The 22,056-nt window shown below is 63.7% G+C and carries 20 protein-coding genes; 12 read left to right on the forward strand and 8 right to left on the reverse strand.

Features of this window, described 5'->3' with window-relative positions:
• Positions 1-67: 67 nt before the first annotated feature.
• Complete coding sequence (locus A9762_RS00885; RefSeq protein WP_069340154.1) at positions 68-1,447, forward strand: MFS transporter; 1,380 nt, start codon at positions 68-70, stop codon at positions 1,445-1,447.
• A 256-nt stretch (positions 1,448-1,703) separates the two neighbouring features.
• Positions 1,704-2,135 carry a hypothetical protein gene (locus A9762_RS28370; RefSeq protein ID WP_139133014.1) on the forward strand — a complete coding sequence of 144 codons (432 nt, stop codon included), beginning with the start codon at positions 1,704-1,706 and terminating at the stop codon, positions 2,133-2,135.
• An 84-nt stretch (positions 2,136-2,219) separates the two neighbouring features.
• Here the strand turns inward: A9762_RS28370 and A9762_RS00895 are convergent, their stop codons facing one another.
• Positions 2,220-3,077, reverse strand: a complete 858-nt coding sequence (locus A9762_RS00895; RefSeq protein WP_069340156.1) for a LysR family transcriptional regulator — start codon at positions 3,075-3,077, stop codon at positions 2,220-2,222.
• An 83-nt stretch (positions 3,078-3,160) separates the two neighbouring features.
• On the opposite strand from A9762_RS00895, the gene A9762_RS00900 reads away from it, so the two are divergent.
• Positions 3,161-3,541, forward strand: coding sequence for a tautomerase family protein (locus A9762_RS00900; RefSeq protein WP_069340157.1), 381 nt, complete (start codon positions 3,161-3,163; stop codon positions 3,539-3,541).
• A gap of 62 nt (positions 3,542-3,603) precedes the next feature.
• Here A9762_RS00900 and A9762_RS00905 read toward each other — a convergent pair whose 3' ends face one another.
• The 4 genes from A9762_RS00905 to A9762_RS00920 all read right to left on the reverse strand — a co-directional run bounded on the left by A9762_RS00905 (position 3,604) and on the right by A9762_RS00920 (position 7,720).
• Positions 3,604-4,332 carry a hypothetical protein gene (locus A9762_RS00905; protein ID WP_069340158.1) on the reverse strand — a complete coding sequence of 243 codons (729 nt, stop codon included), beginning with the start codon at positions 4,330-4,332 and terminating at the stop codon, positions 3,604-3,606.
• Between the two features lie 48 nt (positions 4,333-4,380).
• Entirely contained in the window at positions 4,381-5,853 is a 1,473-nt protein-coding gene (locus A9762_RS00910; RefSeq protein WP_139133015.1) for a histidine-type phosphatase, read from the reverse strand.
• A gap of 179 nt (positions 5,854-6,032) precedes the next feature.
• Positions 6,033-6,878, reverse strand: coding sequence for an IclR family transcriptional regulator (locus A9762_RS00915; RefSeq protein ID WP_069340159.1), 846 nt, complete (start codon positions 6,876-6,878; stop codon positions 6,033-6,035).
• A complete protein-coding gene (locus A9762_RS00920; protein WP_240493397.1) occupies positions 6,875-7,720 on the reverse strand; it encodes an IclR family transcriptional regulator in 846 nt (281 codons plus the stop codon). The genes A9762_RS00915 and A9762_RS00920 overlap by 4 nt, the downstream gene beginning before the upstream one ends.
• Before the next feature lie 265 nt (positions 7,721-7,985).
• Here A9762_RS00920 and A9762_RS00925 point away from each other — a divergent pair, with 265 nt between their 5' ends.
• From A9762_RS00925 to A9762_RS00935, 3 genes are all read left to right on the forward strand, one after another.
• Positions 7,986-8,945 carry an MBL fold metallo-hydrolase gene (locus tag A9762_RS00925; RefSeq protein WP_069340161.1) on the forward strand — a complete coding sequence of 320 codons (960 nt, stop codon included), beginning with the start codon at positions 7,986-7,988 and terminating at the stop codon, positions 8,943-8,945.
• A 143-nt stretch (positions 8,946-9,088) separates the two neighbouring features.
• Complete coding sequence (locus A9762_RS00930; RefSeq protein WP_069340162.1) at positions 9,089-10,822, forward strand: FAD-dependent oxidoreductase; 1,734 nt, start codon at positions 9,089-9,091, stop codon at positions 10,820-10,822.
• A gap of 94 nt (positions 10,823-10,916) precedes the next feature.
• Positions 10,917-11,135, forward strand: coding sequence for a DUF2783 domain-containing protein (locus tag A9762_RS00935; RefSeq protein WP_069340163.1), 219 nt, complete (start codon positions 10,917-10,919; stop codon positions 11,133-11,135).
• A gap of 122 nt (positions 11,136-11,257) precedes the next feature.
• On the opposite strand, the gene A9762_RS00940 is transcribed toward A9762_RS00935, so the two are convergent.
• Complete coding sequence (locus A9762_RS00940; RefSeq protein WP_069340164.1) at positions 11,258-12,076, reverse strand: IclR family transcriptional regulator; 819 nt, start codon at positions 12,074-12,076, stop codon at positions 11,258-11,260.
• 303 nt (positions 12,077-12,379) lie between these two features.
• Between A9762_RS00940 and A9762_RS00945 the strand changes: the two genes are divergently transcribed.
• Genes A9762_RS00945 through pcaF form a run of 3 tightly spaced genes read left to right on the forward strand, consistent with a single transcriptional unit; the run spans position 12,380 to position 14,928 of the window.
• A complete protein-coding gene (locus A9762_RS00945) occupies positions 12,380-13,057 on the forward strand; it encodes a 3-oxoacid CoA-transferase subunit A (protein WP_069340165.1) in 678 nt (225 codons plus the stop codon).
• 24 nt (positions 13,058-13,081) lie between these two features.
• Positions 13,082-13,729: a 3-oxoacid CoA-transferase subunit B gene (locus A9762_RS00950; protein ID WP_069340166.1), complete on the forward strand. Its 648-nt coding sequence runs from the start codon at positions 13,082-13,084 to the stop codon at positions 13,727-13,729.
• Positions 13,726-14,928 carry a 3-oxoadipyl-CoA thiolase gene (gene pcaF / locus A9762_RS00955; protein WP_069340167.1) on the forward strand — a complete coding sequence of 401 codons (1,203 nt, stop codon included), beginning with the start codon at positions 13,726-13,728 and terminating at the stop codon, positions 14,926-14,928. Before A9762_RS00950 ends, pcaF begins: the two co-directional genes overlap by 4 nt.
• Before the next feature lie 178 nt (positions 14,929-15,106).
• On the opposite strand, the gene leuA is transcribed toward pcaF, so the two are convergent.
• The gene (leuA, locus tag A9762_RS00960) at positions 15,107-16,819 is read right to left on the reverse strand and encodes a 2-isopropylmalate synthase (protein ID WP_069340168.1); all 1,713 of its coding nucleotides are present in this window, start codon (positions 16,817-16,819) and stop codon (positions 15,107-15,109) included.
• Between the two features lie 291 nt (positions 16,820-17,110).
• Positions 17,111-17,587: an Lrp/AsnC family transcriptional regulator gene (locus A9762_RS00965; protein WP_069340169.1), complete on the reverse strand. Its 477-nt coding sequence runs from the start codon at positions 17,585-17,587 to the stop codon at positions 17,111-17,113.
• Between the two features lie 323 nt (positions 17,588-17,910).
• On the opposite strand from A9762_RS00965, the gene hppD reads away from it, so the two are divergent.
• The 3 genes from hppD (at position 17,911) to A9762_RS00980 (ending at position 21,978) form a co-directional block, all read left to right on the forward strand.
• Entirely contained in the window at positions 17,911-18,984 is a 1,074-nt protein-coding gene (hppD, locus tag A9762_RS00970; RefSeq protein ID WP_069340440.1) for a 4-hydroxyphenylpyruvate dioxygenase, read from the forward strand.
• A gap of 180 nt (positions 18,985-19,164) precedes the next feature.
• Positions 19,165-20,550, forward strand: a complete 1,386-nt coding sequence (locus tag A9762_RS00975; RefSeq protein ID WP_069340170.1) for an amino acid permease — start codon at positions 19,165-19,167, stop codon at positions 20,548-20,550.
• Between the two features lie 231 nt (positions 20,551-20,781).
• The gene (locus A9762_RS00980) at positions 20,782-21,978 is read left to right on the forward strand and encodes an amino acid aminotransferase (RefSeq protein WP_069340171.1); all 1,197 of its coding nucleotides are present in this window, start codon (positions 20,782-20,784) and stop codon (positions 21,976-21,978) included.
• Positions 21,979-22,056 lie beyond the last annotated feature (78 nt).

The following is a 22,056-nucleotide window of genomic DNA, read 5'->3' on the forward strand; positions in this document are numbered from 1 at the left end:
TCATAAGAAGATTCCAAAGAACCCTCCGCGTTTCGACGGAGGGCGGATTCGTTATGGAGACACCCGCATGCGACACATCGACGTACACCATCTGGCCGACGAAGCGCGCTTCAACGGCTATCACGGACGCATCCTGCTCTGGTGCGCCCTCATCATCATCTTCGACGGCTACGACCTCGCGGTCGCGGGCATTGCGTTGCCGTCGATCATGAAAGCGATGAACGTCGACGCGACCAGCGCCGGCTTCATGGTCAGCGCGGCGCTCTTCGGCATGATGTTCGGCGCTATCGTGATGGGCATGGTGGCCGACAGCATCGGTCGTCGCAAAGCCATCGCCATCTGCGTGCTGATGTTCTCGCTCTTCACCGCAGCCGCCGGCCTCACACACGAGCCCATCAGCTTCTCCGTGACGCGCTTTCTCGCCGGTGTCGGCATCGGCGGCGTGATGCCCATCGTCGTTGCGCAGATGACGGAATACTCGCCGCGTCGACTGCGTGGCACGCTCGTCACGCTGATGTTCTCGGGCTACTCGGTGGGCGGCATGCTGGCCGCACTGCTCGGCAAGGGCCTGATCGAATCGTATGGATGGCAATCGGTGTTTCTCGCTGCGGGTCTGCCCGCGTTGCTCGTGCCGTTTGCGATGCGCGCGCTGCCGGAATCGATGCCATTCCTGATCCGCACCGGACGCCTCGACGCCCTGAGACAAGTGCTCGGCCGCCTCACGCCGGACTACGTCGCGCAATCGGGGGATCAGTTCGCACTGCCAAGCGCCGATCGCAAACAGGCGGCCCCGCTCTCGCGTCTGTTTCAGGACGGTCGCGGTTTCAGCACGGTCATGCTGTGGGTGGCGTTCTTCATGTGCCTGTTCATGGTGTATGCGCTCAGCTCGTGGCTCGCGAAGCTCATGGCGAGTGCCGGTTACAGCCTGGGCTCCGCGCTCACCTTCGTGCTCGTGCTGAACTTCGGCGCGATGCTCGGCGCGATTGGCGGCGGCTGGCTCGCGGATCGCTTCAACATCAAGTACGTGCTCGTGGGCATGTACGCGCTCGCCGCCGTATCGATCACGCTGCTCGGCGTGAAGGTGCCGACGCCGGTGCTGTTCGTGCTCGTCGGACTCGCGGGCGCGTCGACCATCGGCACGCAGATCGTGACATACGCCTACGCCGGTCAGTTCTATCCGATGGCCGCACGCGGCACGGGCATCGGCTGGGCCTCGGGCGTGGGTCGCAGCGGCGCGATTCTCGCACCGATCGTGATCGGTATCCTCGTGAGCATGTCGCTGCCGTTGCAGCAAAACTTTATGGCGATCGCCATTCCCGCCGTTATCGCCGTGATTGCCGTGTTGCTCATCGACCACAAGAAATCGGCGTCGGTGCAGCAGCAGGCCGCAGCGCAGTCAAAAAACCATTCCTCAGGATTGACGAACGGCGCGGGAGAACCGGCTTAATCTCGCGCGTCAAGCACGCCCGATGGCGGCATTCGGGCGTGCAAGCATGACGGCACAGCGACGTGCCGTCATGCGAGAATGCGCGCCGCAGCGGTCACGGGAACGACTGCGGCTTTCGGTGCAGCACACGTCGGCGCAGGGGCACAACAATGATTGCCCGACGCGTACGCGGCACACGAAAAAATCATTCAACCCGAGCGCCTCAGGCGCCGTTATCCAGATATCCGTCCCAACGGACGATCTGGGGAAGACCAACATGCCGCGTCTCGCTTTGCTGAGTGCTCTGGTGCTGGCCGCCGTTTGCGCGCCCGCCTTCGCCACTACCCCCGACGACGTCAACGTCGTTCAACTCTCCACCCGCCAGACCATCGCCACCGACGCAGTCTTCAACGGCCGCTCGGGCACCGTTGCCACGCTCGGCGCCGATGCGCTGCGCGACGCGCACGGCAGCTTCGGCGTGAACGTTGCTGCGGGCGCTCTCAACGTCCAGTCGAATCAGATCGTGCTGGCCAACGCCTCGAACATCTCCGTCGATACCCGTCAGACGATCCGCAATGCGGCGACGGTGACCGGCGCGATGAACGCTTCGCTCGGCGATCGTGCCCTGATGGGCGCGGCGGGCAACATCGGTGTGAATGTGGCGGCAGGCGTCGCCAACGCACAAGCGAACGCGCTGGCGATTCATTGAGCGGCATTGAGATGTCGTGATGCGCCGACGATGCCGTCGTGCGAAGCGTCTGTCGTCCCGAGTGCCAACGTCGACGGAAGTCGACTACCCTCTCACGACACTACGAAACGCGGCCGACAGTGCGATCAGCGCATCGTGCTCGCGCCCGGCTTTAACGCGGGTGTGCAGCAGCACGGGCAGCCGGGGTATTTCGGGAAGTCCGAGTTTCGCGCCGACGTCGAGCGCGCCGAAGGGCAACATCCGGGGCGCCATCGCCGCGACGCCGAGGCCCGCCATGACGGCGGCTGCCACCGACGGGATGCCGCCACCGACGAAGACCTCGCGCCACGGTATCGAGGCGGCATCGAGCAATCGCGCCGCCATCGCCCGCACACCGCACGGCTCGGCGAGCGTGGCCACCGGTAACGGTTCGTCCGCCCGGTGTTGCCAGTGGGGTGCAGCGAACCAGCCGAGGCTTTCTTCGGCAAGCACTTCGCCGTCGACCCGACCGGCATGCAAGCGCACGATCACCGTATCCAGCTCGCGCCGGTCGAAGCTCTGCAACAGATCGCCCGACGACGCAATCCGCACTTCGATCATCAACTCCGGATCCTGTGCGTTCATTCTCGCGATCAGCGCGGGAAGTTCAGGCCCGGCCACGTGATCGCTCACGCCGATCGTCAGCCGCTGCCGGGCGCCCGCAAACGCGCCGAGCGCGCGATCATGCGCATCGAGCAGCTCGCGGGCATGTTCGAGAAAGGTCACCCCTTTTGCGGAAAGCTCCACGTACCGGGGCGTGCGTTCGACGAGCCGAAGACCCAGCCGGTCTTCGAGTCGCTTCAACTTCAGACTGACGGCGGCCTGCGTCGTCTGCATGGCCTCCGCCGCGCGCGTGAAGCTGCCTAGCTCGGCAACACAGACGAAGGCTTTGACGGCATCGAGGTCGAGAGGGCGTTCAATCATTTCAGACGCTTATCTTTGAAATAATCATCAATAAGCAAAAAGCATAGTTAAGATGAAATGAATCCACAAGGGGAGAACCCACGATGCCATTCGTCAACATTGCATTGCGCTCCGGCAAGCCGGAGGCTTATCGCCAGGCCATTTTCGACGGTGTCTACGACGCCCTGCGCGAGACGTTCAACGTGCCGGACGATGACCAGTTCATGGTGCTGACCGAGCACGACGCCGCCAACTTCCGCTACGGCAAGTCGTATCTCGACGTCAGTCGAAGCGACGATCTCGTGTTCATCCAGATCACGGCCAACAACACGCGCACCGTGGAACAGAAGAAAGCGCTGTTTCAACGCATCGTCGCGCTACTCGCCGAGACCCCCGGCATTCGGAAGGAAGACGTGTTCGTGAACCTCGTCGAGGTCGTGAAGGAGAACTGGTCGCTCGGCAATGGGGTGGCGCACTACGCCTGAGCGGATTCGGAAGGGGCCGCGCGGCGGTCCCTTGCCCCTTCGACGCAGCTTGCGACAGCGTCTTACTGCGCCGGACCCCGGGTGGCCTTCACCGACTCCGTTACGATCGTCGTTCCGCCGCCACCGACATCCGGTATGAAGTCCATATCGACATCGACCATCTGGCCACAAACCCGGAACGTCCAGACCTCCTTCCAGACGCCCTTGACGGTCGTGCCGTGATCGATCACGTCGTGAGGCGGCTGCTTCACCTTCATATCGAAGGCATCCACTTTGCGGCAGCCGGACTGTCCTGACTTCGCCAGCGCCGTTGTCACTGCCCTCATCATGGCATCGTGAACCAGCACCGGGCCACCGAGCGGATTGCCCGGATAAAACGGCGTCGGCACAGGATTCCCGCCATTGGGGTCTGCAACGAACACCGCGTTGTATATCTTGTTATCGCCGCAGCGCTCCAACTGATAGCGCGTGAGCCACGCACCGCTTTTCGGGTTGAGTCCGCCATCGGGGAACGTCACCGGCTTGAGCAACACAGCACCGACCGGACGGACCTGATACTTCGTCTTGCAGTCCTGCTGCAAGCCGAACGTCTTGTCCTTCTCGACGCCGAGCTGATACATCACGAGCATGGCCCGTTCGGAAAACACGTATTGCAAGGCCGTCTTGTTGCTCGTCAAATCGGCGGTCGTACTTACGGTCGTCTCGGCGCGGGCAGTCCCCGCGAAAGCGGCAACGAGCATGACAACGAACGACATGACAGCGGCGGGCGTGATTCGAATCATCTTGTGCATCGCTGACTCCCCCTTACGTGGTCTCCTGCATGGGTTTGACTTCGCGCGTTACTTCACTCCTTCGAGACAGGCGGGCGACAGCGAGGTCCGAACCCGCTGTGCAAACGTCGACCACTTGCACGCCTTTGCATCCGGCCCATCGTTGCAATCGGCCATGGACAGCGTTTCGCGTTTGGCGGGCTCATCCAGCGAAAGCGCCGTGAGATGACGCAACTGATGCATCGACTGATACACGATCTCCACACGAACGAAAGGCTCGCCCGCCGGATTGCGCCACAGCGAAAAGACCAGCGCGCCATCGGGCGGCGTGTTGTCCGGCTGATCGGTCAACCGCCAGTCGAGCTTCAGCATGCCGGCGAGGTTGGCGATGTTCGTGTCGTGACCCGTGAGAACGTAGACACGGTTGCCCACAGGCAATGTCGGTCCGCGTACCGGAGCAGGCGGCGGCGCACCGGCCGTCTCGGCGCGCGTGAGCGCATTGAGCACCGTCGCCAATAGCGGCGTGCCGTTCGCCGTCGCGAGATACGGGGTCTTGTTCAGCAGATCGCGCTGCGCGTTGTGGGCTTCGAGCAGCAGCGCCCAATCCTTGTCGTCACGAATGCGTCCCCATGCGACCGCGTTGTCCGGCAACCCCTCGCCGTACTGCAACAGGAAGACTTCCGACGCCTTCGCAGCACTGCCGAGTGCGCCGCGCAGCGTCACACCGCTACCGTCGCCCTCCACACGCAGGCGCGTGGGCACATCCTCCAGCTTGCAGCCGCCCGGTGCGCCGCACGCTGGGCTGTGTGCGTAGTCCAGCACTTCGCCTACACGCGCGATCGTCGCGGCGTAGCGCTTGTTGAGACCGGCCACGCCGTCGGGCGCCAGACGCGCGTCGATGGCACCGCGTGCCGCCCCCGGGTCTAGCGGGCAATCGCCCGCCGCCACCGGTTGGAACACGGCATCGTAGGTCGTGAGATCGGCCTGATGCGAGGTGCGCATGTCGCATCCCGGCGCAATGCCCTGCAACAACGCATTGCCCGACTCGCGCGTGCGCTGATCGATATCGGCCCAGCCGTACACGGCGCCCGGCGCCGGGCACGCGTTATCGGGCAGCACCCGACGCGCGCGCAGCCAGTCGCCGTAATACCGTCCCATGCGCTCGGCGAGCGAGCCGCCGCGCGCCGTCAGATAGCCAGCGGGCACCGGCCAGCCGGGCCAGGCATCGGGGCTCAGTTTGTCTAACGGGGGATGGGCATGCGTCGGGGAACGAACGCCGTGACGACTGACGATCACCGTCGAGACGAGTGTCCAGTCTGCGGGCATGCCGTCGATAAGCGCCGCCGACTCAGGCGGTTTTGCCGGACTGGCCGGCGGCGGGGCTGACGTCGTACAGGCGCTCAGCACACCGGCGATGACCAGCGCGGCAACGCCTGTGCGCCATGGCATGCGCCGCTGCACGATGGCGGGAAGCGTAAGCGGGCCGTCATGCACTCGACGGCCCTCCGGCACATCGGAAAAGCGAACGGAATCACGAGTCATCACACGATTCGGGGCAGCAGTCATGGCGGCAGGTCGGGGTGACGGGGACGGCGTTGCTGTGCATCTTACCGTGCGTCCCGTGACGCGACGCACACGACCCGCGAGCGTGGCGGAAATACGTCGATTTCGGGATCCGACGCCCTCAAATCGGCATCCGCACCGGAATCCGCGACCGCCGATCAGTTGCCCTGAGCGTCGTCCATCTGGTCCATCCGCCCCACCGCGCCGAATCGCCACGACAGCCGATGCGCTGCCGCGCGCAAGGCCTGCGACGCCTCAGCGTCGAACGCTGTCTCGAAGCTTCCCGTCGACCCCATCAGCGCAAGCACCAGCGTGACTTCGCCCGTGTGATCGAACACCGGCACCGCGATGGTATCGATGCCGGGGACCGGATTGCTCAGCGCCGTATCGAAACGTTGATCGCGAATCGTCGACAACCGGGCGACGTAGTCCGCAGGCGGTTTCACCGTGCGCGCATCGTCGCTGGATTCAGCGCTGGACTCAGCCCCCAAGCCCGCCATGCGCACCGGCTCCTGCGCGAGCAGGCCGTCGAGCACAGGCTCGGGCAGGAAAGCGGCGAAGGTGCGTCCGATGGCCGTGTTCACCAGCGAAAGCACCGTACCGATGCGCAAGCTCACGTGCTGCGGACGCATCGCCTCTTCCAGACGAACGACGGTCGGCCCGACAGGCCCGAGCACCGCCATGGCCGCCGATAACCCGGTCGCCTGCGCGAGCGCGAGTATCTCCGGCTCGGCCTCCCCGGTGGGCGAGAGACGTTGCAACGCCATCAGCCCGAGCGCCAGACTCAGACCGCCCGCTTCGAAATTGCCGCTCGCATCTCGCGACAGCAGCCCCGCGCGCTGCAAACTCACCAGATGCGGATGCGCCTTCGCCGGCGCCATGCCGGCTTCGCGTGCCAGTGCGTTGAGCGGCAACGGACGCCCTGCCGTCACCAACGCTTCGAGCAAGATGCCCGTGCTCTCCAGCGCCTGAATGCCGCGCTGCGGTTTCGCGGTCGTACTCATGACACCGACTCCACGTGGTCGCCCAAGGCATTGATCTGCGACGCGATCGCAGCCGCCGTCGCCCGCAAGGCGCTAGCCGCCGCACCGTCCCACGCGACATCGAGCGCCGCCGTCGGACCGATGGCGGTGAGCGCCAGTCGAAGACGTCCGCTCGCATCGAACACCGGGGCGCACAGACTGCTGACCGACGGACTCGGTGCGTTCACGCTGCGCGACATGCCATGTTCACGCGTCTCATCGAGCAGCGTGTCGAAACGCCTGCACTCGTCGGCCATCGCGACCGAATCGGGCATCTGTTCGTGCCATGCCTGCGGCCATCGATCCTGCGGCGTGAAGGCGCAGAACGCGCGGCCGGTCGACGTCGTGGTGAGCGACATCACCGAGCCGACGTGCAGGTTCACATGCAACGGAAACGCCGCGCGCTCGACGTGCACGACCACCGGCCCTTGCGGTGCGCTGGTGCAGATCGCGACGCAGAAACCCGTCTCGCGGGCGAACGTCACCACACGCGGCACTGCGGCGCGATAGGCCGAATCGTTTTCGAGATGCAGCAGGGCGAGACGCAACGTCATCGGGCCCGGCGCGTAGTCACCGGACATCGGATCGCGCTTGAGCAGGCCGAGCCGCGTCAGGCTCACCAGATACGGATGCGCCTGCGCCGGCGGCAGACCCGCAAGCGATGCCAGATCGCCCGGCCCCAGCGGGCGGCGCGCCTGCGCCAGTGCCTGAAGCACCCGCGCCGCCACGTCCACGCTTTGTACACCGCGCGAGCCGCGGCCCGGCTGGCCAGATTCGGACTGGCTTGCGGCATCGGCCACACCGTCCATCGGAATTCGGTTCATGCAGTCTTGGGAGACAGGCTCCCTCGGAAAAATGGCCTAGATTTTAAACAAGTCGGCGCGCAGGTTCTTGCCTATTCGCCCGACGTCGCAGGGTAAACCCGTGCTTAACCCGTGTTTGACCCGCGATGAAAACGTCCCTCGATGGCTCACGTCGCAACATTAGCAAATAACAATCAGATTTGTCATTGACAAATATTCTGGGCGTTTCGTAAGATGCCCTCATCCAGCAGCACCCTCCCCGCAGACGAGATAAAGAGAGACAAGCATGGCCAAAGCATTCGCCTCGCAAGCCGACCTGGAAGCCAAGAAGGTCACGTTCACCCAACTGTCGGAAAACACCTGGGCGTACACCGCCGAGGGCGATCCGAACTCCGGCGTCATCATCGGCGACGACGGCGTGATGATCGTCGACACGACGGCCACGCCCGCCATGGCGCAGGACCTGATCGCCAAGATCCGCACGATCACCGACAAGCCGATCAAGTACGTGGTGCTCTCGCACTATCACGCCGTGCGTGTGCTCGGCGCATCGGCCTACTTCGAAGAAGGCGCGCAGCAGATCATCGCCAGCCGTGGCACGTACGAGATGATCGTCGAGCGCGGCGAAGCCGACATGAAGTCGGAAATCGAGCGCTTCCCGCGTCTGTTCGCAGGTGTGGAGACGGTGCCGGGCCTCACGTGGCCGACGCTCGTCTTCGAGAAGGAAATGACGCTGTTCCTCGGCAAGCTCGAAGTGAAGATCGCGCACCTCGGCTCGGGTCACACGAAGGGCGACACCGTAGTGTGGGTGCCGTCGCAAAAGGTGCTGTTCTCGGGTGACCTCGTCGAGTACGACGCAGCCTGCTACACCGGCGACGCCCAACTGGCCGAGTGGCCCGCCACGCTCGACGCGCTCGGTGCACTCGGCGCCGAGAAGCTTGTGCCGGGACGCGGTCCGGCGCTCGTGACGCCTGAAGAAGTCGCCAAAGGCCTCGCCTACACCAAGGATTTCGTGACGACGCTGTTCGAAGCCGGCAAGCAGGCCGTCGAACAGAAGCTCGACCTCAAGGGCGCGATGGCGCTCACGCGCAGCAAGATGGATCCGAAGTTCGGGCACGTGTTCATCTACGAACACTGCCTGCCGTTCGACGTGACGCGCGCATTCGATGAAGCAGCCGGCATCACGCATCCGCGCATCTGGACGGCACAGCGCGACAAGGAAATGTGGGCCGCCCTGCAAGACTGACAGAACTGAGTTCGTTGGCACGAACCCCGGCGCGAGCCCGAACGCCGCGCCGCACACGATAAGCACCAAGCCAAAGCAGAAGTAGAAAAACGTCACCCGCCGGCGCGCAACCGCCGGTGCGGTGCCGACGATGGAGACTTTGCATGAGCAGCATCGATTACCAGCGCCTCACGTTCGACTATCGGCCGTGCGCGGAACAGTCCGACAACGGCGCAAACGCGGTACATCCCGTTATCGTCGTCGGTGCAGGCCCGATCGGCCTCGCCACGGCCATCGACCTCGCGCAGCAAGGCGTGTCCGTGATCGTTCTCGACGACGACTGCACGCTCTCGACCGGCTCGCGCGCCATCTGTTTCGCCAAGCGCACGCTCGATATCTTCGACCGCCTCGGCTGCGGCGAGCGCATGGTGGAAAAAGGCGTGCGGTGGAATGTCGGTCGCGTGTTCCTGCGCGATCAGGAGGTCTACAACTTCGATCTGCTGCCCGAAGCGGGGCACCATCGTCCGGCCTTCATCAACCTCCAGCAGTATTACGTCGAAGGCTATCTGTTCGAGCGCGCACGCGAACTGCCGAACATCGAGATCCGCTGGAAGAACAAGGTCATGGGGCTTTCGCAGCAGGGCACGCCCGGTACGCCGGACGCCAGCGTCACGCTGACCGTCGAGACGCCGGACGGCGAATACCGGACGACCGCCCGTTATGTGGTCGCCGCCGACGGTTCGCGCAGTCCCGTGCGCAAGCTCATCGGGGTGGATAGCCACGGACGCACGTTCAAGGATCGTTTCCTGATCGCCGACGTGAAGATGACGGCGGACTTCCCTGCCGAGCGCTGGTTCTGGTTCGACCCGCCATTCCATCCGAATCAGTCGGTCCTGCTGCATCGCCAGCCGGACGACGTGTGGCGCATCGACTTCCAGTTGGGATGGGATGCCGATCCCGTCGCAGAGAAAGCCCCCGAGCGCGTGATTCCCCGCGTGCAGGCACTGCTCGGCCCTGACGCCAAATTCACGCTGGAGTGGGTCAGCGTCTACACGTTCGCCTGCCTGCGCATGGACGACTTCCGCCACGGCCACGTGCTGTTCGCCGGGGATTCCGCGCATGGCGTGTCGCCCTTCGGCGCACGCGGCGCGAACAGCGGCGTGCAGGATGCAGAGAATCTCGCGTGGAAACTCGCGCTCGTGCTGGCGGGCCACGCGCCCGACGCGCTGCTCGACACCTACGCCCGTGAACGCGAATACGCGGCCGATGAAAACATCCGCAACTCGACACGCTCGACCGACTTCATCACGCCGAAGAGCCCGGTGTCGCGCGTGTTCCGCGACGCGGTGCTCACCCTCGCCCGCGACCATGCGTTTGCGCGTCAGTTGGTCAACAGCGGACGGTTGTCCGTGCCCGCCGTGTTGCACGAGTCGACGTTGAACACCGCGGAGTGCGACACGTTCGCCGGACGCATGACGCCGGGGGCCGCGTGCGTCGATGCACCGCTCTCGCGTCACGCGCAGGCAGGCTGGCTGTTGCCGCGTCTGGGCGGACGCTTCGTCGCGCTGGTGTTCGGCTCGCCGTCGTCGCTCGATGCATCGGTGCTTGCGTCTCTTGAGGCGCTTGCCGGCGACAACGTGCCCGTCGTGCCGGTGTTCGTCACCCCGGATGCCGAGGCCGCACTCGATGCGCATGACACACACAGCGTCTGGCACGACTCGGAAGGGCTGGCCGCGCAGCGCTACGACGCCGCGCCCGGCACCGTGTATCTGATTCGTCCCGATCAGCACGTGTGCGCACGCTGGCGCAAGGTTGACGCAAGCGCGATTGCTGCGGCCCGCGAGCGCGCACTGGGGCGCACGGCACCCCAGGTCGCACCGCTGCAATGCGCGGCATGATGAGAGATAGTGCGGCGATGCATCGGTCCACGTGACCGATCACGCGACAGATCACACGACAAATCGCAAGCATTTGGCAGGAAGGAGACACTTCATGGCACTGGATACCCAACCGCGTCTGACGCGCCCCGACGATTTTTACGAAGCGCTGATCGACATGCATCGCGATCTCGACGATGCACAGAGTCAGGCCGCCAACGCCCAACTGATTCTGTTGCTCGCCAATCAGGTCGGCGACCACGACACACTGCTCTCAGCGCTACGTCTCGCACGCGCCGGGGCGCTCGGTCAGCGGGACACCGCTGCGCAGTAAGCCGTCGGCGACTCGCCGTCCGATACGTCGGCAAAGCAAAAGGGGCGCTCCACATGGAGTGCCCCTTTTTGTTGGTGTCGCTGGCGTCGTTGGTATTGTCTGTGTCGTCTCTCTGACGCCCGTTACACCACCACCATCTGCGAAATTTTCTGCGCAGCTTGTTGCAGCGGCGCAAGAAACTTCGCTTCCATCTCGGCGGCCGACGTCCGGTTGGCCTGACCGCTCACGTTCATTGCCGCGATCACCTGACCGGCACGATTGCGGATCGGCGCGGCGATCGAAATCAGCCCTTCCTCCAGTTCCTGATCGACCAGCGCCCATCCCTTCGCGCGCACGTCGAGGATGCGCGCGCGCAGCGTGTCGATGTCCGTGACGGTGCGCCCGGTGTGCTGACGTAGTTCGGCGCGACGCAGCACGGCATCGAGTTCGGCGTCGGGCAGCGCCGAGAGCATCACGCGTCCCATCGACGTGCACCACGCCGGCAGACGACTGCCGATCGACAGGTTGATCGACATGACCTTGCGCACCGGCACACGCAATACATAGACGATGTCGTCGCCATCGAGCACCGAGGCCGAACTGCTCTCCTGCACCTGCTGCACCAGTGCTTCCATGAACGGTTCGGCCAGATTCCACAGCGGCATCGACGTCAGGTACGAGAAACCGAGGTCGAGGATACGCGGCGTGAGGCGGAACAGCCGCCCTTCGCTACGCACATAACCCAGTGCTTCAAGCGTAAGCAGAATGCGACGCGCACCGGCGCGCGTGAGACCGGAGGCTTGTGCCACCTCCGAGAGCGTCTGCGCCGGACGTGCCGCATTGAACGCCTTGACCACGGCCAGCCCGCGCGCAAACGACTGCACGTAGGAGTCCCCCGGCTTCTTGTCAGTCGGGTCGGTCGGTTCGTTGGGGTCGGCAGGGCCGGTCGTGGCAGAGGTCATGTATCAGAGGGTTGGCAATCGTCGCGTGAACGGCAAGCGTAAAGGATTTGCGTCGCCTGTTCTACCGCACGAGACAGGCAATCTCACAGCGTGCACATCCCCCGGACTTCGGGACGCCCCTCGCTTGACGCCCGACAAGGGAACGCTTACGCTGTTCTTATAGCGAATATTTGTTCGCTATAAGAACATTGTGAACCGAACGATGCCGCCGGACAAGACGCCATCGCCCGGGAGACAGCCAGCAGGGGCGCGGGTATCCGCCCGCGAGCCCATGGAAATGATGGAATTGCCCAGGAGGCACGTGTGATCAACAAGATTTACGACTCGCTCGCCAGCGCGGTCGCGGGCGTTCACGACGGCGCGACGATCATGATTGGCGGCTTCGGTAACGCCGGGATGCCGTCGGCCCTCATCGACGCCCTGATCGAACAGGGCGCGCGCGAGCTGACCATCGTCAATAACAACGCCGGTAACGGTGAGACCGGTCTGGCCGCACTCCTCAAGGCCGGACGCGTGCGCAAGATCATCTGTTCGTTCCCGCGTCAGACCGACTCGCAGGTGTTCGACGGTCTTTACCGCTCGGGCAAGATCGAGCTGGAACTGGTGCCGCAGGGCAACCTCGCCGAGCGCATTCGCGCGGCCGGCGCCGGCATCGGCGGCTTCTTCACCCCGACCGGCTTCGGCACGCTGCTGGCCGAAGGCAAGGAAACGCGCGTGATCGACGGCAAGTCGTACGTACTCGAATCGCCGATTCACGCCGACTTCGCACTCATCAAGGCGCTCAAGGGCGACCGCTGGGGCAACCTCGTGTATCGCAAGACCGCCCGCAACTTCGGCCCGATCATGGCCACGGCAGCCAAGTGCGCCATCGTTCAGGTGGACGAAGTCGTCGAACTCGGCGACCTCGATCCGGAAGCCGTGGTCACGCCTGGCATCTTCGTGCAGCGCGTCGTCGCGGTGCCGGGCGCTGCGCGCGCCTGATCCCCATCTGAACCGGAGCAAGACATGAACCGACTGACCCGCGACCAGATGGCCGCCCGCGTTGCCCAGGACATTCCGGACGGCGCTTATGTGAACCTCGGCATCGGCCTGCCCACGGCCGTCGCCAATCATCTGCCCGCCGAGAAGGAGATCATTCTCCAGAGCGAAAACGGCGTGATCGGCATGGGCCCGGCCCCCGCCAAGGGCGAAGAAGACGAAGACCTCATCAACGCCGGCAAGCAACCCGTCACGCTCAAACCGGGCGGCGCGTTCTTCCACCACGCCGACTCGTTCGCGATGATGCGCGGCGGCCACCTCGACTTCTGCGTGCTCGGCGCGTTCCAGGTCTCGAAGACCGGCGACCTCGCCAACTGGCACACCGGCGCACCCGATGCGATTCCGGCCGTCGGCGGCGCGATGGACCTCGCGAGCGGTGCCAAGCAGGTCTTCGTGATGATGGAACATCAGACCAAGCAAGGCGAAAGCAAGATCGTCGAGCAGTGCACGTATCCGCTCACGGGTGTGGGATGCGTGACGCGCATCTACACCGACCTCGCGGTGATCGACGTGACATCCGATGGACTGCGTGTCATCGACATGGTCGAGGGACTGTCGTTCGACGAACTGCAACGCCTGAGCGGTGTGGCGCTACTTAATGAGGTAAACAAATGAGCGAAGTCTTTATCTGCGACGCAATCCGCACCCCCATCGGTCGCTACGGCGGCGCGCTGTCGTCGGTGCGTGCCGACGATCTCGGCGCCATCCCCCTCAAGGCGCTCATGGCGCGCAACGCCAACGTCGACTGGACACAAGTGGCCGACGTGATCTACGGCTGCGCCAATCAGGCCGGTGAAGACAACCGTAACGTTGCGCGCATGTCGTCGCTGCTGGCGGGTCTGCCGCAAGACGTGCCGGGCGCGACGATCAACCGCCTGTGCGGCTCGGGGATGGACGCCATCGGCACGGCGGCACGCGCGATCAAGGCGGGCGAAGCGGGCCTGATGATCGCCGGCGGCGTGGAGAGCATGAGCCGTGCCCCGTTCGTGATGGGCAAGGCGGCAAGCGCGTTTTCGCGTCAGGCGGAGATTTACGACACGACCATCGGCTGGCGTTTCGTCAATCCGCTGATGAAGGCGCAGTACGGTGTGGATTCGATGCCCGAGACGGGCGAGAACGTGGCGACCGACTTCGGCATCAGTCGTGAAGATCAGGATCGCTTTGCGGTGCGCTCGCAGGAGAAGGCAGCGCGCGCTCAGGCGAACGGCACGCTGGCCGAGGAAATCACGCCGGTGTCCATCGCCCAGAAGAAGGGCGAAGCGATCATTGTGGATCGCGATGAACATCCGCGTGCGACGAGCATGGAAGCGCTCGCCAGACTCAAGGGCGTGGTACGCCCTGATGGTACCGTGACCGCCGGTAACGCTTCTGGCGTCAACGACGGCGCCTGCGCACTGCTGCTGGCAGACGAGGCGAGTGCGGCGCGCTTCGGCCTGACGCCGCGTGCCCGGGTACTGGGCATGGCGACGGCAGGGGTGGCACCGCGCATCATGGGCATCGGTCCGGCTCCCGCAACGCAAAAACTGCTCGCGCGGCTCGGTATGTCGCTCGATCAGTTCGACGTCATCGAACTCAACGAAGCGTTTGCGAGCCAGGGCCTGGCCGTGTTGCGACAACTCGGTGTGGCCGACGACGATCTGCGCGTCAATCCGAACGGTGGCGCCATTGCGCTGGGCCATCCGCTCGGCATGAGCGGCGCACGTCTGGTCACGACGGCGATGTATCAGTTGAAGCGCACGGGTGGACGCTTCGCGCTGTGTACGATGTGCATTGGGGTCGGCCAGGGCATCGCTATCGCCATCGAAGCGGTGTAAGACAACCTCACCGCCGATGCTTCAGGGCCGGGAGCGCACGCGAGATCCGGTAAGTCTCGCCACGCCGCTCCCGACGTCCCCTCCGCACGATCAGTGCCGGGGGGACGTTTCTGCCCTATGTCTCCTTCAAGCTGAGTCTCCTCCAGTCCTTCCTGTCGTTCTCTGACGTTCGCGCGGCTCAGACGGCCTTCGCGACGTCGCGCATCACTGCGTCGAAGAACTTGGCTTTTGCCTCGGCATCGCTACGATCGTAAGCACGGTTGATGCCGCTGATCACGGCGCGAATCGAGGCCGTCGTCAGATTGACATCGATGCCCACGCCGAAAGCGCTGCCCACGATGGTTTCCCCCGACATTTCCGCAATCGCGATGGCGCGTGCATCGGCACCTTGCGTCAGCGCACGTTCCTCGTAGTGCTGCACGCGAACCGGAGTGCGCATGGCGTTCATCAGCGCGTCGAGCGGACCATTGCCGGCGCCCGACACCGTCGTGCGCTGACCGTGGATGTCGATCGTCACGGCGATGTGCTGACGACCGTCGCGCTCCGAGAGCGTGTGACCGACGTACGCGACCGGCTCGCTCGCCGACACGTACTCGCTCTGGAACAGTTCCCAGATCTGCGAGGCGCTCACTTCCGCGCCCGTCTCATCGGTGTGACGCTGCACTGCCGAGCTGAAGTCGACTTGCAGGCGACGCGGCATCTGCACGCCATAGGCCTGCTCCAGCAAGTAGGCGATACCGCCCTTGCCCGACTGGCTGTTCACGCGAATGATCGAGTCGTACGTGCGGCCGAGGTCGCTCGGGTCGATGGGCAGATACGGGACTTCCCAGATGGCGTCCGGCTTCTGCACGGCGAAGCCCTTCTTGATGGCGTCCTGATGCGAACCCGAGAACGCGGTGAACACGAGGTCGCCGACATACGGATGACGCGGGTGCACCGGCAGTTGCGTGCATTCTTCCGACGTGCGGGCAATCTCGTTGATGTTCGAGAAGTCGAGGCCCGGGTCGACACCTTGCGTGTACAGATTCAGGCCGAGCGTGACGAGGTCGACGTTACCGGTGCGCTCGCCGTTGCCGAACAGGCAACCTTCGATGCGATCAGCACCGGCCATCACGGCCAGCTCGGCGGCGGCCACGGCCGTGCCGCGGTCGTTGTGCGGGTGCACGGAGAGAATCAGCGAATCGCGACGCGCGAGGTTGCGGTGCATCCACTCGATCTGGTCGGCATAGTAGTTCGGCGTGCCGATTTCGACGGTCGCGGGCAAGTTGACGATGCTCTTGCGCTCGGGCGTCGGCTGCCATACGTCGAAGACGGCGTCGCAAACTTCCTTGGCGAATTCGAGTTCGGTGCCCGTGAATGTCTCCGGGCTGTACTGCAACGTCCATTGCGTTTCCGGTGCGGCGTCGGCACAGCGCTTGATCGTCGTCGCCGCCGACACGGCCAGGGCCTTCACGCCCGGCTGGTCGAGGTTGAACACGATGCGACGGAATTCCGGGGCGGTGGCGTTGTAGAGGTGGACGATGGCGCGCGGGGCGCCCTTGAGGGCGGCGAACGTACGCTCGATGAGGTCGTCGCGGGCTTGCGTGAGCACTTCGATAGTGACGTCGTCGGGGATGTGACCGCCTTCGATCAGCTCACGCACGAAGTTGAAATCGGTGTCGGAGGCCGACGGGAACGCCACTTCGATTTCCTTGAAACCGATCGCCACGAGCGTCTTGAACATGCGCATCTTGCGCTGTGCGTCCATCGGCTCGAAGAGCGCCTGATTGCCGTCGCGCAGATCGGTGCTCATCCAGATCGGGGCACGCGTGATGGTGCGGCTCGGCCACTGTCGGTCGGGGATGTTGACCGGGGTGAACGGACGGTACTTCGTAGCAGGGTTCTTCAACATGGCGGTGTCTCGATTGTCAGCAAAAGTGTCAACCGGACGACGCACAGACGCAGATAAGCTACGACCTCCGGTTGGATGAACCGGGGCTCAGGTCGGCGTAACTGGGGAAAATCAGCGGTGCTTCAGTGAGGAATTCAGACGATGCACGCGCGCAGCAACGGACCAAGCCCGGTGGAGCGGGCTAGTAGTCGTAGCGAGAGGGAGAATTGCGCGGTGATCATGTGGCACATGAGATCACAGATTTTCGGACGCTGTCAACCATGATGTGTCGCCTCCTCCCTCGACATCACCTCACCGCGCCTCCAGCGGCACGGCCGAGGTGCATTTGATTTCATCGAGACAGACGCTCGACTTCACAGCACTTACACCGGGAATGCGCATGAGCGTATCGAGCAGGAAGTCCGACAGCGCCTTCAGATCGCGGGCCACGACCTTGAGCACGTAGTCGATGTCGCCCGTCACGGAAAAGCACTCCTGAATCTGCGCCAGCTCCGCGACCAGCCCCTTGAAGTTCGACAGATCGCGGATATGGCCGCGCTCCATCGTCACGTGAACGAAGGCGACCACGCTGAGCCCGAGGCGCTGTGCGTCGAGCCGGGCGTCATACCCCTTGATCACACCCAGTTCCTCGAGACGGCGATGACGGCGCAGCGTCTGCGCCGGCGACAGCTTGATCGCCTCGGCCAGTTCGAGATTCGAAATCCGCCCGTGGGACTGCAATATCCCCAACAAGCGTACGTCAATCCGGTCTATCTCAATGTCACGCACTTTTATTTCCCAACGAAGGCAATTGCAGAAATATTAGTGCATAACCTAGGGTTTCCCTAGCGCAGTTACGAAATCCTATTTTGTCCCGACGCACTTACACTGCCCCTCATGAAATGACGCAAAGTCACGCACGAAGCCATAGGCCGCAAGGGTTCCGATACCCGGAACGAACGAATTGCCATATCCCGACCCATCGGTCAGATATACACAATTTTGTTTCTCCTTCGCACGTCGTTGGCAGCGGCCGGAAAATGATCTTCGGCCGGGGCGTGCGTCCAATCAACCGTCATCCCTGCAAATCACTTCACCCAGCCGAGACGATCATGGCCGACCTGTTTGACAACCCGATGCAACTGATGGGCTTCGAATTCGTGGAATTCGCCTCCCCCACGCCGAATGTCCTCGAACCGATTTTCGAACAGATGGGCTTCTCGCTCATCGCGCGGCACCGCTCGAAGGACGTGCTGCTGTACCGTCAGGGCGAAGTCAACTTCATCGTGAACCGCGAGCCGAACAGCGAAGCGGCCTACTTCGCGGCCGAACATGGCCCGAGCGCCTGCGGCATGGCATTCCGTGTCAAAGACTCGCACAAGGCCTACGCCCGTGCGCTGGAACTCGGCGCGCAGCCCGTCGAGATCGAGACAGGGCCGATGGAACTGCGTCTGCCCGCCATCAAGGGCATCGGCGGCGCGCCGCTGTATCTGATCGACCGCTTCGAAGAAGGCAAGTCGATCTATGACATCGATTTCGAATACCTCGAAGGTGTCGACCGTCACCCGGTCGGTCACGGCCTGCGCCTCATCGACCACCTGACGCACAACGTCTATCGTGGCCGCATGAGCTACTGGGCCAACTTCTACGAGAAGCTGTTCAACTTCCGTGAGATCCGTTACTTCGACATTTCGGGCGAATACACGGGCCTGGCGTCCAAGGCGATGACGGCGCCCGATGGTAAAATCCGCATTCCCCTGAACGAGGAATCGGCCAAGGGCAGCGGCCAGATCGAAGAATTCCTGATGGCCTTCAACGGCGAAGGCATTCAGCACATCGCCTTCCTCACCGACAATCTGATCCAGGTCATCGACAACCTGCAAATGGCAGGCGTCGACCTCATGACCGCACCGAACGACTTCTACTACGATGCGCTCGAGACCCGTCTCCCGGGTCATGGTCAGCCGGTTGGCGAGCTCAAGGCGCGCGGCATTCTGCTCGACGGCACGACCGAAAACGGCAAGCCGCGTCTGCTGCTGCAAATCTTCTCGAAGACGTTGCTCGGCCCGGTGTTCTTCGAATTCATTCAACGCGAAGGCGACGACGGGTTCGGCGAAGGCAACTTCAAGGCGCTGTTCGAATCGCTCGAACGCGACCAGATCGAACGCGGCACGCTCAAGGTCTGAGTTCCGGGGGAGACGTGATCGTCCGCACACGCCATTGAGCGGACGATCCCAAAGGACACGGTGACGGCGTCATAAGCGCCGCGCCGTGGCGGCTCAACGGTGCCGGTTCGTTCCGACCGAACGAAATAGAGCACTGCGCAAAGCACCGCGCCGCAGGGTAACGATAGGGTAAGGAACAACATGTCCGCCAATGCAGCACAAGACGGCTCGCTTCACCGCGGCCTGAAGAATCGTCACATCCAATTGATCGCGCTAGGTGGCGCGATCGGCACCGGCCTCTTTCTCGGCATCGCCCAAACCATCAAAACCGCCGGCCCCTCCGTTCTGTTGGGCTACGCCATCGCCGGCATCGTCGCCTTCTTCATCATGCGACAGCTCGGCGAAATGGTCGTCGACGAACCCGTCGCCGGTTCATTCAGTTACTTCGCCAACAAGTATTGCGGTCAGTTCGCGGGCTTCGTGTCCGGATGGAACTACTGGGTGCTTTACGTGCTGGTCTCGATGGCAGAACTCTCCGCCGTCGGCATTTACGTGCAGTACTGGTGGCCCGCAATTCCCACGTGGGTCTCGGCACTCGTGTGCTTCGGCATCATCAACGCCATCAATCTCTCGAGCGTGAAGTCGTACGGCGAGATGGAGTTCTGGTTCGCCATCATCAAGGTCGCCGCCATCGTCGGCATGATCGGGTTCGGCGGCTACCTGCTCTTCTCCGGCAACGCCGGCCCCGAAGCGAGCGTCGCCAACCTGTGGCAACACGGCGGCTTCTTCCCGAATGGCGTGTCCGGCCTCGTGATGGCGATGGCCGTCATCATGTTCTCCTTCGGCGGGCTCGAACTGGTCGGCATTACGGCTGCGGAAGCAGACGATCCGTCGCGCACCATTCCGCGCGCCACCAATCAGGTCATCTACCGCATTCTGATCTTCTACGTGGGCGCGCTCGGTGTGCTGCTCTCGCTGTATCCGTGGGAGAAAGTCGTGACCGGCGGCAGCCCGTTCGTGCTGATCTTCCATGAGCTGAACAGCAACTTCGTCGCGCACGTGCTCAACGCCGTGGTGCTCACCGCCGCCCTGTCCGTCTACAACAGCGGCGTGTACTGCAACAGCCGCATGCTTTACGGTCTGGCCGGTCAGGGCAATGCGCCGCGCGCGCTGCTCAAGGTCAATTCCCGAGGCATTCCGCTGGCCGCGCTCGGCGTGTCCGCCGCCGCGACTGCCGTGTGCGTGGTGATCAACTACTTCATGCCGGGCAAGGCGTTCGAACTGCTGATGGGGCTGGTCGTCTCGGCCCTCATCATCAACTGGGCGATGATCAGCGTGATTCACCTCGCGTTTCGCCGTGCCAAGGCGCGCGCCGGGCAGACCACGGTCTTCAAGAGTCTCGGTTATCCGCTCACGAACTACCTTTGCCTCGCGTTCCTCGCCGGGATTCTGGTCGTGATGTACCTGATCCCCGATCTGCGCCTGTCCGTCTATCTGATTCCGGTGTGGCTGGTCGCGCTGGGCATCGGGTACCGCCTGCGTCAGAAAAACAGCGCCGCCCCGGTTCCGGTCAGCGCAACGCGTTAAATATCGGTCAACGCGTCACCCCATGCCGCTCCGGGCGTCTGCCGCCCGGAGCGCACCCGGCAGTGCCGCACTAGCGGTATCATCAGTCGTTTGAGGCAACCGACGACGCCGGACGCCAGACTGCGCCCGACGTCCGCCGCAGTCCATGACCGGCACCGCGCTCGGGCGAGGGCTGGCCCGGCGCTCATGCGCCCGCATCACCGACTTTCTTTCGTTTTTTCAGGAACTGCCATGTTCGAACACATCGATGCCTATCCCGGTGACCCGATCCTCTCGCTGAACGAAAACTTCGCGAAGGATCCGCGTACCAACAAGGTCAACCTGAGCATCGGCATCTATTACGACGACGCCGGACGTCTGCCGGTCATGAATGCGGTCCGTCAGGCCGAGGCTCTGCTGCTGGCCGAAGTCGGTCCGAAGCCGTATCTGCCGATGGCCGGTTTCGCCAACTATCGCGACGCCGTGCAAGGTCTGGTGTTCGGTGAAGATTCGCCGGCGCGCAAGAACGGCAGCATCGCCACCGTGCAGACGCTCGGCGGCTCGGGTGCACTCAAGGTCGGCGCCGACTTCATCAAGCGCTACTTCCCGGATTCGCAGGTGTGGGTGAGCGATCCGACGTGGGACAACCACCGCTTCATCTTCGAGCGCGCCGGTTTCACCGTGAATACGTACCCGTATTACGACGAAGCCACCGGTGGCCTGCAATTCGAAGCGATGGTCGACGCCATCGACAAGCTGCCGGCACGCAGCGTGGTGTTGCTGCACGCGTGCTGCCACAACCCGACCGGTGTCGACCTGAACGACGCCCAATGGGTGCAACTGATCGAAGTGATCAAGCAGCGCGAACTGCTGCCCTTCGTCGACATGGCGTATCAGGGCTTCGGTTCGGGCATCGACGCCGATGCGTTCGTGATTCGCGAACTGGCGCGTCAGGGTCTGCCGGCTTTCGTCGCCAATTCGTTCTCGAAGAACTTCTCGCTGTACGGCGAGCGTTGCGGCGGCCTGTCGGTCATCTGCGAATCGTCGGAAGCGGCTGACCGTGTGCTGGGTCAACTGACGAGCGCCGTGCGCTCGAACTACAGCAACCCGCCGACGCATGGCGCGAAGATCGTCGCGAAGGTGCTCAGCACGCCGGAGCTGCGCAAGTCGTGGGAAGACGAACTCTCGGCGATGTGCCAGCGCATCACCCGCATGCGCGGCGCTATCCATGAAGGTCTGCGCGGTCACGTGCCGGACAACATGCTCACGCGTTATCTGGAACAGCGCGGCATGTTCACGTACACGGGTCTGACGGCTGCACAGGTCGATGTGCTGCGCGAAACCCATGGCGTCTACCTCATCCGCTCGGGCCGTATGTGCGTGGCCGGTCTGAACGAGAGCAACGTTGCCGTGGTGGCAGAGAGCATCGCCAAGGTGCTGAACGGCTGAGGATCGCCGGGAGCGGTTGAATCCCGGTCAATGACCGGGGCTTCGCCGGAACGCCGATCGAACGCTGACGAAAAAGGG

The organism is Pandoraea sp. ISTKB (genome assembly GCF_001721285.1).
Classification (GTDB): Bacteria; Pseudomonadota; Gammaproteobacteria; order Burkholderiales; family Burkholderiaceae; genus Pandoraea; species Pandoraea capi.